Below are 11,195 nucleotides of genomic sequence, written 5' to 3' on the forward strand. Positions count from 1 at the left end.
TTATGATTAGTGCATTCGATATGTTTAGCATCGGTATTGGGCCATCGTCTTCCCATACTGTTGGTCCAATGCGCGCTTCGCGTCTTTTTGTCAAAGATCTACAAAATAGTAAATTAATTGACGACGTCACTTCTGTAAAAGTCGAATTATTTGGTTCCCTTGGTCAAACAGGTATCGGTCACGGATCCGGTAAAGCGGTCATATTAGGCCTTGCTGGCCATGACCCTGAAACTATCGACGCAGATCTTGTTCCAGAAATACTCGAAAAAATTGAGCAAGAGCAAGTAATCTATCTTGACCAAAAACATAAAGCTGATTTCCCAAAGCAAGGCGCTGTTGTATTTCACCGTCGAAAAACACTGCCGAAGCATTCCAATGCCATGGAAATCCAAGCGTATAAAGGTGACACGCTCTTACATAGCCAGATCTACTATTCGATTGGCGGCGGGTTCATTGTCACGGATCAAGATTTCGAAGCGGAAAAGCAAGCAGCACTTGATGTGCGAGAACAAAATCCAGCGCCCTATTTGTTTGATACAGCTGAGGAACTTTTAAACATCTGTAAGGAGACTGGGCTAAGTGTTTCCGCCCTCATGATGGCTAATGAGAAAACCCTTCGCAGTGAAAGTGAAATAAAACAAGAGCTGTTCAATATTTGGCAGGTAATGAAAGCGTGTACCGAAAGAGGGATGCGTACCGAAGGGATCCTTCCGGGTGGGTTAAAAGTAAAACGCAGAGCACCGAGCCTATACCTTAAACTCAATGTAGAAAACAGTAATGATCCATTACGTGCAATGGATTGGGTTGATTTATTTGCCCTTGCCGTGAATGAAGAGAATGCAGCTGGAGGACGAGTCGTCACCGCCCCGACCAATGGCGCTGCCGGTATATTACCAGCCGTATTGATGTACTATCACACCTTTATCAAAGAAGTTGATGTCGAAATTGCAACGCGCTACTTACTGACAGCCGCTGCTATTGGTATCCTCTATAAAAAGAACGCTTCTATCTCAGGTGCAGAGGTTGGTTGCCAAGGTGAAGTTGGTGTCGCCTGCTCAATGGCCGCTGGTGCATTGACTGAAATCATGGGTGGCAATGTCGTTCATGTGGAAAACGCAGCTGAAATTGGTATGGAACACAACCTAGGCTTAACCTGTGACCCTGTTGGGGGATTAGTACAAGTGCCGTGTATCGAACGAAATGCAATGGGTGCAGTAAAAGCCATCAATGCCTCAAGGCTTGCTCTTCGAGGTACAGGAGAGCAAAAGGTCTCTTTGGACAAGGTCATCAAAACCATGCTAGACACAGGTAACGATATGAAGACCAAATACAAAGAAACTGCACGCGGCGGTCTTGCCGTAAATATTATTGAGTGCTAAAACAAAAAAACCCAACACAAGTTGGGTTTTAAATTAAAGCCGCAAAGAGAAAGTCTACAAGTAGACTGTTCAAAACGTGGCTTTTATTTTACTGGTAATGTGACTTTAGCGAATAATGCATCTACATCATCTTGATTACGCATAAGGCTTGCTTTTTCAACCACATCCTTCGTCAAATGCGGCGCAAAACGCTCTATAAAGTCATACATGTAGCCTCTTAAAAAACTACCTTTTCTGAAGCCAATTTTTGTTGTGCTCGCTTCAAACAGATGGCTCGCATCAATGCAAACCAAATCTTTATCAGCAATATCGTCAACAGCCATAGTTGCCAATACGCCTACGCCCAATCCAAGCCTTACATATGTCTTAATCACGTCTGCATCTGTTGCGGTAAATACAATGTGTGGTTCAAGGCCATGTGCATTAAATGCTTTATCTAGTTCAGAGCGACCTGTAAAACCAAATACATAGGTTATGAGTGGGTACTTAGCTACGTCTTGTACCGTAATATTTTTTCCAAGCTGCGCTAGTGGGTGATCTTTCGTTACCACAATGCTTCTATTCCAGTGATAACAGGGCAACATGATCAAATCACCGTATAAATGGAGCGCCTCTGTTGCAATTGCAAAATCCGCGTCACCTCTCGCAGCCGCATCTGATATTTGCTGCGGAGTACCTTGATGCATGTGTAAAGAAACAGCCGGATACTTTTGCATAAATCCTTGAATAACAGGAGGTAAAGCATATCTTGCTTGGGTATGTGTCGTTGCAATGTTTAATTTACCTTGATCAGGCAAAGTGTGTTCATTTGCAACCGCTTTGATACCTTCAACTTTTGACAAAATTTCTCTGGCAATATTGATGATCTCATTACCAGCACTGGTTACATGTGTAAGGTGCTTACCACTACGGCCAAAGATCTGCACACCCAATTCATCTTCTAGCATACGTACTTGTTTTGAAATACCTGGCTGAGAAGTGTAAAGACTTTCAGCGGTAGCAGATACATTCAAATTATGATTAAGTACTTCAACTATGTATTTCAATTGTTGTAATTTCATAACATTGTTTATTTTTTTAGTTGTTATCCAATAAGTGACTTGGTTTACGCGGAACGCCGAGTCGGATCTTTTGTAAGACTAGCATAGTTATTGGTAGCCTGATAGTAATTGTAACATTTACGCAATCATATAAGAAAAACGAATTAGAAACGCCTATACTGAAAAAGTGGTGTATTCAAATTCATTTACATACACCTTGTTATTAAAACTATCCAATATACAATTGTTTGATGTAATATAAAAAATTATCGCCGTGGGTAGTTTTCGTAGAGATTCGGGTATGTTTGTTTACATAATAATATTGTTGATTGTTGCTTTAGTTGTGATAGCTGTTTGGATTAGTGCAATTCAGCAACATAAAGAAAAACAAGAAGCAGAAAGACGTAAAGAATTAGCAAAACAAAAGCGGATTATAGAAGAGTCCGAGGATGTTCTCGTCAATAGCACAAATATCCCTATGTCAGGAGACATGCTTAGGGTGATTCAAAAGCGCGTTCATGATGCGTTAGCCATGATGGTAGAGCTGACTCCCACATCAAGAGAGCTTAAAAATCGACTGCACGAATCTCAAGAACGCATGAATACAGAAACGGCAAATCTCACTGACAGCGATAAAGTCTCATTGCCAGATAACGACAAACAACTGATTGCGCTAGTGCAGGGCATCAAAAAGCTTCGTCAGCTTTTGCGCTCTGAACACAGTAAAGGTAAAGTGGATACTCAAGTTTTTGTAAAAGAAGACCGCCGTTTAGAGAAAATCCAACTGCGCATTAACGTTGAAAGTCAAATCAAACGAGGCCTATCTGCAAAAACAGCCAACATGGTTGGCTCAGCCAGACAGTACTTTGAAAAAGCCTATGCGACCATCATGGCTGTGACCTATAGCGATGAGTATGTAACTGAGAAAAAGAACCAGCTAGAGGCTTATCTCAACGAAATTAGTACTGAACTTAAAGCTTCGAATGCCTCTGCAGTTAAGAAAAAAGCAGAAAAAGAAAAGGACGATTTGGACGTCCTTTTCGCTCCGAAAAAGAAATGGTGATCAACTAAGCGCAAATTTGACGATAAATAACACTGTCAGAACCCACACGCTGATGGATATATCGTCTTTTTTGTTGCAAGCCAGCTTTACCGCAGTGTAAGCAATAAAACCCAATGCTATACCATGTGCAATTGAGAATGTTAGCGGCGTCATCAACAAAACCACACTTACAGGGATCGCGTCTGTCATATCGTCCCAGTTCACCAGCTTCAGGTTTTGCAACATCAAAACAGAGACATACAGAATTGCACCAGCAGTTGCATATGCAGGCACCATTTTTGCCAAAGGTGCAAAAAACATCATAAGTAAAAAGCAAAAGCCCACAACCACAGCAGTAAGTCCCGTGCGTCCGCCAACAGAAACACCAGATACAGACTCGATATAAGAAGTCGTCGTAGACGTCCCTAAAAACGAACCTGCTACTGTCGCCGTGCTATCCGCAGATAAAGCGCGTCCTAACCTCGGCATGTTCCCTTTTTCATCTGCAATACCCGCTTTTTGAGTTACCGCCACCAAGGTGCCGCTAGTATCAAAAAGATCAACAAATAAGAAAGCAAATACCACACTCAACATGGTGATTTCCAATGCGCCAACGATATCTAGCTGCCCTAAAGTAGGCGCAATGCTCGGTGGCGCAGAAACAATGCCTTGGTACTCAACCAAGCCAGCCCCCCAAGCGATAACTGTGACTAATAAAATGCTGATCAGTACGCCGCTTTTCCACTCTCTATACATCAATGCAGTTATCACAAAAAGGCTGAAAATGGCCAACAAAGGGCCGGGACTGGTGATATCGCCAAGTTGCACAAATGTGGCTGGACTCGAAACAATAATTTCAGCATTCTTTAATGCGATCAAAGCTAAAAATGCGCCTATCCCAGTTGCTATCGCACGCTTTAGTACCACTGGAATTGCCTGAATAACCCACTCTCTAATTTTGAAAATACTCAGTAGTAAAAACAAGCACCCAGATAGGAAGACCGCTCCCAAGGCAGTTTGCCAGCTATGCCCCATACCTAAAACAACACCATATGTAAAAAATGCATTCAACCCCATACCTGGTGCCAAAGCCAATGGGTAATTTGCAAAGAAGCCCATGATAAAACAGCCAATTGCTGCGGCTAAACACGTGGCAACGAACGCTGCACCATGATCAATGCCAGCTTCCGCCAGCATAGCCGGATTAACAAATACAATATAAACCATGGTAATAAATGTAGTGAGCCCTGCCACAACCTCCGTTTTTACATTGGTCTGTAGCGCTTTGAGAGAAAATAGTTTTTCTAGCATGTCTTTGTATTTTAAATGGAAACGAGGGGGCGATTTTACCATATTTCCTCGCCATAAACGGACAAATAAACTAAAAATCAGCTACAATGAAAACTAAGTTGTAATAAGTGAAGAGAGTATGAAAAGCAATCAATCTACAAAAGCTTATGGCGGAGACCTCGAGCAACAACTATTCAATGTACTCGAATTTGTTACCCAAGAACCAGACCCCAAACACAGCTGGCCAAAGGCACAAGATCCAGAGCAAGCTTATAAAAAAGGCCTTTATTACATCAAAGAAAAGCAGTATCCGCTTGCCGCTAAATGGATGAGATTGGCAGCGATGTCAGGTGACAACAAAGCACAATTTTATTTAGGCCTGTTATTTATAAAAGGTCAAGGCGTACCTAAAAGTGTTTTTCACGGTGTAGCTTGGTTAAGTCTAGCGCAGAGTCAAGGCAATAGCGCGGCATTAAGCACTCTCAATGAAGTGCGCCCCCACCTAACAACAAAACGCTACATAGACGCACAATGTTATGCCGCGACACTATTTGAACAAATCCATCAGCAAATGCATTTTGGGGCAAACCCAGAATAGGCCGCAGGTGTTAATGATTCGAAGTGAACAAAAAAACATCAAATAAAACTTGATTAAAACCACTGTATGAAATACTGTATATACACTGTATAAAGAATCAGTGGTCTAATCATGTTACCAATCACACCCAATGTAAAAACGCAATCGAGCAGCATTAGCCATGCCAGTAGTTTGAATATCTTGGATGCATACGATGAAACAACCACCAGTAATGAACTTTTAAAAATCTTATCTCGTTGTAATTCAAAAGCTGGTTGGACACTTTTGATAGCACCTGATCAGGTTTTCAGTAAATCTATGTTAGATGGCTATAATATCGATGTGAATAAGCTACTAGTGCTTAAGCAAAAGGATCTGATAAACTTAGAACATACTCTGGATAGCGCTTTGTCCAATGGTAATTTTGCGGCTGTCATCACTTGGCCGGGTATTTTGACGAAAAAGCAAATTGAATACCGTAGCCTAAATCACTCTAAAACAGCACTATACTGCTTTAAAGACTTTGCTCAATTGCCACTATCAAAGCTCACACACTAACTATATAGGTCATTTATGTGTTTTTGTGGTAACACACAAGCCTTTGAGCAATGCTGCAAGCCATTTATTAAAGGACAGTCTACTCCTCACCAATCTGAACAGCTAATGCGCTCTCGTTATAGTGCATACTGTACAAAGGAATGTGAGTATATTTTAAATACGTATGCATCAAAAACACGCAGCGAGCACACAGTCGAAGATATACTTATGTTCGCTCAACAAGTTAAGTTTGTTCATTTGGATGTTATTGAAACTGATCAAGATGACCAATATCAATATGTAGAATTCAAAGCATCGTATTTGGAAGGGGTGCAGCTGAGCGTGTTGCATGAACGCTCCAGATTTGTAAAAGAAAATGGCGCATGGCTATATCTTGACGGCGTTCTTTACCCTGAAGAGAGTAAAAAAGTAAGCCGAAACGATCCTTGTCCCTGCTTAAGTGGGAAAAAGTTCAAGAAGTGTCACGGATAACCTGTACTCAGCCTGAAGTGGCGTTACCTCACCAATGCCACTTTCGAGATTTAATCAGTACTCCCTATCCTATCAGAATCATAATAAAGCGATTATACAGCCACACTTAACTGAGACTGCATTTCTCCACTGGCTAACTGATCATAAAACCCGGCAGCATCTATTTCTCTTTCTTTAACTTCGATTTCAGGATGCTTTTGTTTATATAGTTTTGCTTTCACTGCTGGCTCTAGGTTTTCCATGACGTTTAAAGGGATATGCGTTTTATCGTCACGAATATGAAATGGTTCAGGATCAAGGCACTCATTTAGCTTGATATCTTCTAGCCCACCATCTTTCACAAAATATCGGTTGTATTGACCAATTAAAAAGTCAAACTCTTCAGGTGCCAAAGGTTGCTTCGGGCCTACTTGTAACTCTTTTCGCAATGCCTCTTCAGACTTATCTGCTTCGTCAACAGCACTTCGTGGTAAGTCAAATTGGCTAAAGTCCAATGCATCTTGTGACAATGCACTTAAGAGCAGAGCAAAATCGCTTCTACGCGATTCATGGACACTCAAACTTAACGCATTGCCTAACTGCGCTTCTTTGAGTAACAATTGTTCTATCTGCATGGATTTTCGCCAAAATTTTCAAAGTCTGAAAATTTATCGGCATTTTTTGAAAAAACTTTAGGACATTTCTTTACTTCGTCAAAAACTTTGTTATTATCAGCGCCGTTGTTGAGGAGGGGTTCCCGAGCGGCCAAAGGGATCAGACTGTAAATCTGACGGCTCAGCCTTCGCTGGTTCGAATCCAGCTCCCTCCACCATCAACGACAAAGTACAATTGGAGGGGTTCCCGAGCGGCCAAAGGGATCAGACTGTAAATCTGACGGCTCAGCCTTCGCTGGTTCGAATCCAGCTCCCTCCACCACTTTGTACTTAAAAATCTGTTATGGAGGGGTTCCCGAGCGGCCAAAGGGATCAGACTGTAAATCTGACGGCTCAGCCTTCGCTGGTTCGAATCCAGCTCCCTCCACCACTTCCTTTTTATCTTAATTTTAATTCTTTACATCTTCATTTCATATTTTATATCTATTGAATAAGCTTTATTTCCTGTTTCAAATAAGCCTTCGCTGTTTCAAATTCAGGATAAAAACGTCCGACAAAACACCAAAACGCATGATTGTGTGCCATTACATGATAATGCGCGAGCTCATGTACAATCACATAATCAATCACCCATTTAGGTGCACTTAATAAAGCACTGTTGAAAGCTAATACACCTTTACTAGAGAGGCTGCCCCAACGTCGTTTATAAAAGCGTACTTTTAGGGTTTTATATTTCGACCCCATCAATGCCTGATAGTAAGGCAATCGAGCATGTAAATAGGCTATTAGCTCAACCTTAAACAAATCATATATTTCTCCAATGTGGATATCTCTGTGTTGTTGCATAGAAGATTTTATATAGATGCGATGGTGTTGATGATCAATATAGGCAGATGAATGTCCATAACAAACTACGTAGCAATCACCAAAGATTGTAACTTTTTCTAATGGTGTTTTTTTACATGGCAGCGTATCCGCTACCAAACGCTGTTTTTGAGCAACCCAGCTTTGCTTTGAGTGCAGCCAAGCCGTTAACCAATTTTCGCAAATCCCCTCAGGCGCGTAAACGACAACCCCATCCGGTTTTACTTTAATTGCAACTGTCTTTCTTCGTCGACTGAGCTTAAGTTGGTAATTGAAATTCATAGTAAATTTATTGCTTTTTCATCTATCAATCTAATTTGCTGCTAACCTTTATACTTATTACGGAAAAAACAGGCTGCCATGAACAATAAACCTAAATGTCAGTATACATCTCCTGATGGACACAAGTGTCAAGAAATAGACATGGGCTCTGGATATTGTTTTTGGCATGATGCCAAATTCGACAAAAGTGGGTTAGAGCTATCTCACAAACTCGAACGTTATGCCAAAAAAGGGGGATTACTGCAAGGACTTGAGCTGAAAAGAGCCAATTTGGAAGGGCTAAATCTCGTTAAGTTTAATGATCACAACGGCTATGACCTATCGTATAGCAATTTTTATAGAGCGAACTTACACGGTGCTCACCTCTTTAACAGCACAATTCAAAATGCATCTCTAATGAAAGCGGATTTAAGGGATGCAAATCTACACTGCTGCAAGTTAGAAAACACCAATATTCTAGGAGTGAAGCTCAATGCAACTAGAATTGACAACCTTGTATTGGGCGACAAGTTATTACAAGAAAAACAAGCAATTGAAGCAACCAAACAAAAAAATGTGGAAGAAGCGCAAGATTTATATTTGCAAAGCGAAGAGATCTACAGACTGCTAAGAAAAGGCGCTGAACAGCAGGGCTTGTTTGAGATGGCAGGAAAGTATACCTATAGCGAATTGCGCATGCGTCATGCGCAGTACCCAACCTATTCAAAAAAGCGCTTAGTTTCAAGCTTTATTGACATGTTATGTGGGTATGGAGAAAAACCAGAAAATGTAATTCGCTTTAGCTTAGGTATGATTTTATTGTGTGCGCTTTGCTATTTTATGCTGGGTATCAATTACAACGGTGAAATCATTCAGTTTGCCACCAATGCCCCTCTCAAGCAGAATCTCCACTCCATGCTCAATTGCTTTTATTTTAGTGTTGTTACATTTACTACTTTAGGGTACGGAGATATCACACCAGTTGGGATTACACGCCTTATAGCGACCATAGAAGCTTTTATTGGTAGCTTTTCACTGGCGCTATTCGTCGTTGTCTTCGTCAAAAGGATGACTAGGTAGCTTTTACCTAGTCATTCGATATTTCACGCCCTAATTCCCTTAAGAATAGTTGCATAAACTCCGTGCGCCTTTGCGCTTCTTTTTTTGCTGCCTCAGTGTGCATCTGTGACTCAATGTGCAGCAATTTCACAAAGAAATGATCAATGGTATAACTCTTATCATCCGGCTCTCTTTTCTCACAAAACGGGTCTTCGGTATGGTATAGGTGCCTGGCTATTGCACCGCCAACTTTCATACATCGACTCACACCAATTGCCCCTAATGCATCCATTCTATCCGCATCTTGTACAATTTGTGCTTCCAATGTCGTTGGCGGCACGTTTGCACTGAAGCTATGCGCAACGATTGCATGATATATACCTTCTAATTTATCTTCCGGATACCCGATTTCAATCAGAAATCTTTCTGCTTTATCGGCAGCCATTTTTGATGCAAAAGCACGATCCGGGTGATTTTTTGCTACTGCGACACAGTCATGTAGCCAAGCTGCTGGAACAACAACATCTAAATCAGCCCCTTCTTCTATCGCTAGCTGTTTTGCAGTTTTTACAACCCTTTGTATATGCGAAAGGTCGTGTGCTGTATCAGCAAAGGGTGTATCAAGCATAAATTCCTTAAATGCTGCTTCAAACTTATTCATATTTTCCATCATTTTCACTTAAACCTTCTGCTTCACATTGTATGTTGGAACCCCCTTCACTAAAATGACAGGATTCTACTTAGTAAGGAATTTATATGTCTTGCGCGCTGTATTTACAACCCGGCCGAGAAAAATCTCTTAAAAGAAAACACCCATGGATATTTTCCAAAGCAATAAAAAAGATCAAAGGTAAACCAGGACTTGGAGATATTGTAAAAATCTACAGTCATGATGGGCAATATCTGGCTACCGCAGCATATAGTCCAAGTTCTCAGATCCGCGCACGGATCTGGAGTTTTGATGAAAGCGAACAAATTGACCAAGCATTTTTTAAACGTCGCTTAGCACGTGCATTAGCAGTAAGAGACTATGCAATATCAGAAGGAGGGCTGACCGGCTTTAGGCTCAGTGCTGCAGAATCTGATGGGCTACCCGGCATTACTATTGATAAGTTTGACAATTATTTGGTGTGCCAGCTTCTCAGTGCTGGTGCAGAAAGGCATAAAGGCGAAATCGTTGCTGCTTTACGTGAATTATTCCCAGATTGCCATGTCTATGAACGTTCCGACGTAGATGTACGGAAAAAAGAGGGCCTCGAGAAAATCACAGGTGTGCTGCACGGAGATGCCCCACACGAACCAGTATTAATCGAAGAAAATGGCCTTAAGTTAGAAGTAGATATTATTGGTGGGCACAAAACTGGTTTTTATCTCGATCAACGCGACAGTCGCGCTGCGCTAGAGCGTTTCTCCAAGGGTAAAAGTGTGCTGAATTGTTTTTGCTATACTGGCACGTTTAGCCTTTACGCACTCAGAGGTGGTTGTGATGAAGTGATTAATGTCGATGTATCGCAACCAGCACTAGACACAGCCAAAAGAAATGTTGAACATAATGACCTTGACCTCAGTAAAGTAGATTTTGTCAAAAAGGACGTATTTAAGTTACTTAGAGAATACCGCGACGAAGGCAGGGAGTTTGATACCATCGTTATGGATCCTCCGAAATTTGCCGAAAGCAAAGCACAACTCACAGGTGCATGCAGAGGGTACAAAGATATCAATATGCTTGCTATGCAGTTATTGAAACCCGGCGGTACGTTGCTGACTTTCTCATGCTCAGGCTTAATGGACCAAAATTTATTTCAAAAAGTCGTTGCAGATGCTGCACTTGATGCAGGAAAAGATCTGATGATAATGGAAAGGCTCAATCAAGCTGCCGATCACCCTATCGCAGGGTTTTATCCTGAAGGGTTCTACCTTAAAGGACTTATCTGTAAAGTCTATGACCCATCCTAGTATGGGTTGACACTTTTTATGTCAAAACGCTCGATGAATTTCATCGGGCGTTTTGTACTTTAAGGCTGTGTGTGGCCTTTTCTGATTATAGGTTTCAACAGACTG

The 11,195-nt window shown here is 41.4% G+C and carries 13 protein-coding genes and 3 tRNA genes; 10 read left to right on the plus strand and 6 right to left on the minus strand.

Annotated features, from left to right (window positions below; all coding sequences use genetic code 11):
• Window positions 1-2: 2 nt before the first annotated feature.
• Window positions 3-1,379 carry an L-serine ammonia-lyase gene (locus QNM18_RS23690; RefSeq protein WP_211008889.1) on the plus strand — a complete coding sequence of 459 codons (1,377 nt, stop codon included), beginning with the start codon at window positions 3-5 and terminating at the stop codon, window positions 1,377-1,379.
• Window positions 1,380-1,462: 83 nt separating this feature from the next.
• Here QNM18_RS23690 and cysB read toward each other — a convergent pair whose 3' ends face one another.
• A complete protein-coding gene (gene cysB, locus QNM18_RS23695; RefSeq protein ID WP_023402261.1) occupies window positions 1,463-2,440 on the minus strand; it encodes an HTH-type transcriptional regulator CysB in 978 nt (325 codons plus the stop codon).
• Window positions 2,441-2,720: 280 nt separating this feature from the next.
• Between cysB and QNM18_RS23700 the strand changes: the two genes are divergently transcribed.
• Entirely contained in the window at window positions 2,721-3,482 is a 762-nt protein-coding gene (locus QNM18_RS23700; RefSeq protein WP_211008888.1) for a hypothetical protein, read from the plus strand.
• On the opposite strand, the gene QNM18_RS23705 is transcribed toward QNM18_RS23700, so the two are convergent.
• Window positions 3,483-4,772, minus strand: a complete 1,290-nt coding sequence (locus QNM18_RS23705) for an NCS2 family permease (protein WP_211008887.1) — start codon at window positions 4,770-4,772, stop codon at window positions 3,483-3,485.
• Window positions 4,773-4,890: 118 nt separating this feature from the next.
• On the opposite strand from QNM18_RS23705, the gene QNM18_RS23710 reads away from it, so the two are divergent.
• From QNM18_RS23710 to QNM18_RS23720, 3 genes are all read left to right on the plus strand, one after another.
• Window positions 4,891-5,349: a tetratricopeptide repeat protein gene (locus QNM18_RS23710; protein WP_211008886.1), complete on the plus strand. Its 459-nt coding sequence runs from the start codon at window positions 4,891-4,893 to the stop codon at window positions 5,347-5,349.
• A 111-nt stretch (window positions 5,350-5,460) separates the two neighbouring features.
• Window positions 5,461-5,886 carry a SulA-like leucine-rich domain-containing protein gene (locus QNM18_RS23715; protein WP_247687212.1) on the plus strand — a complete coding sequence of 142 codons (426 nt, stop codon included), beginning with the start codon at window positions 5,461-5,463 and terminating at the stop codon, window positions 5,884-5,886.
• 15 nt (window positions 5,887-5,901) lie between these two features.
• Complete coding sequence (locus QNM18_RS23720; RefSeq protein WP_284138612.1) at window positions 5,902-6,357, plus strand: YchJ family protein; 456 nt, start codon at window positions 5,902-5,904, stop codon at window positions 6,355-6,357.
• Window positions 6,358-6,449: 92 nt separating this feature from the next.
• On the opposite strand, the gene QNM18_RS23725 is transcribed toward QNM18_RS23720, so the two are convergent.
• Window positions 6,450-6,971 carry a VC2046/SO_2500 family protein gene (locus tag QNM18_RS23725; RefSeq protein WP_211008884.1) on the minus strand — a complete coding sequence of 174 codons (522 nt, stop codon included), beginning with the start codon at window positions 6,969-6,971 and terminating at the stop codon, window positions 6,450-6,452.
• Between the two features lie 112 nt (window positions 6,972-7,083).
• Between QNM18_RS23725 and QNM18_RS23730 the strand changes: the two genes are divergently transcribed.
• From QNM18_RS23730 to QNM18_RS23740, 3 genes are all read left to right on the plus strand, one after another.
• Window positions 7,084-7,168: transfer RNA gene (locus QNM18_RS23730), tRNA-Tyr, on the plus strand.
• A gap of 19 nt (window positions 7,169-7,187) precedes the next feature.
• Window positions 7,188-7,272, plus strand: a tRNA-Tyr gene (locus tag QNM18_RS23735).
• A gap of 23 nt (window positions 7,273-7,295) precedes the next feature.
• A tRNA-Tyr gene (locus QNM18_RS23740) sits at window positions 7,296-7,380 on the plus strand.
• A gap of 53 nt (window positions 7,381-7,433) precedes the next feature.
• Here the strand turns inward: QNM18_RS23740 and QNM18_RS23745 are convergent.
• On the minus strand, window positions 7,434-8,096 hold the full coding sequence (locus tag QNM18_RS23745) for a M48 family metallopeptidase (protein WP_284138613.1): 663 nt from the start codon (window positions 8,094-8,096) through the stop codon (window positions 7,434-7,436).
• A gap of 78 nt (window positions 8,097-8,174) precedes the next feature.
• On the opposite strand from QNM18_RS23745, the gene QNM18_RS23750 reads away from it, so the two are divergent.
• On the plus strand, window positions 8,175-9,155 hold the full coding sequence (locus QNM18_RS23750; RefSeq protein ID WP_211008882.1) for an ion channel: 981 nt from the start codon (window positions 8,175-8,177) through the stop codon (window positions 9,153-9,155).
• A 7-nt stretch (window positions 9,156-9,162) separates the two neighbouring features.
• Here QNM18_RS23750 and QNM18_RS23755 read toward each other — a convergent pair whose 3' ends face one another.
• Window positions 9,163-9,795, minus strand: coding sequence for an HD domain-containing protein (locus tag QNM18_RS23755; protein ID WP_247687211.1), 633 nt, complete (start codon window positions 9,793-9,795; stop codon window positions 9,163-9,165).
• Window positions 9,796-9,890: 95 nt separating this feature from the next.
• Between QNM18_RS23755 and QNM18_RS23760 the strand changes: the two genes are divergently transcribed.
• Window positions 9,891-11,090: a class I SAM-dependent methyltransferase gene (locus QNM18_RS23760; protein WP_284138614.1), complete on the plus strand. Its 1,200-nt coding sequence runs from the start codon at window positions 9,891-9,893 to the stop codon at window positions 11,088-11,090.
• 21 nt (window positions 11,091-11,111) lie between these two features.
• On the opposite strand, the gene QNM18_RS23765 is transcribed toward QNM18_RS23760, so the two are convergent.
• The coding region (locus QNM18_RS23765) for an integrase core domain-containing protein (protein WP_284138616.1) at window positions 11,112-11,195 on the minus strand (84 nt) is incomplete at its 5' end.

The organism is Pseudoalteromonas obscura (genome assembly GCF_030135505.1).
Lineage (GTDB): Bacteria > Pseudomonadota > Gammaproteobacteria > Enterobacterales > Alteromonadaceae > Pseudoalteromonas > Pseudoalteromonas obscura.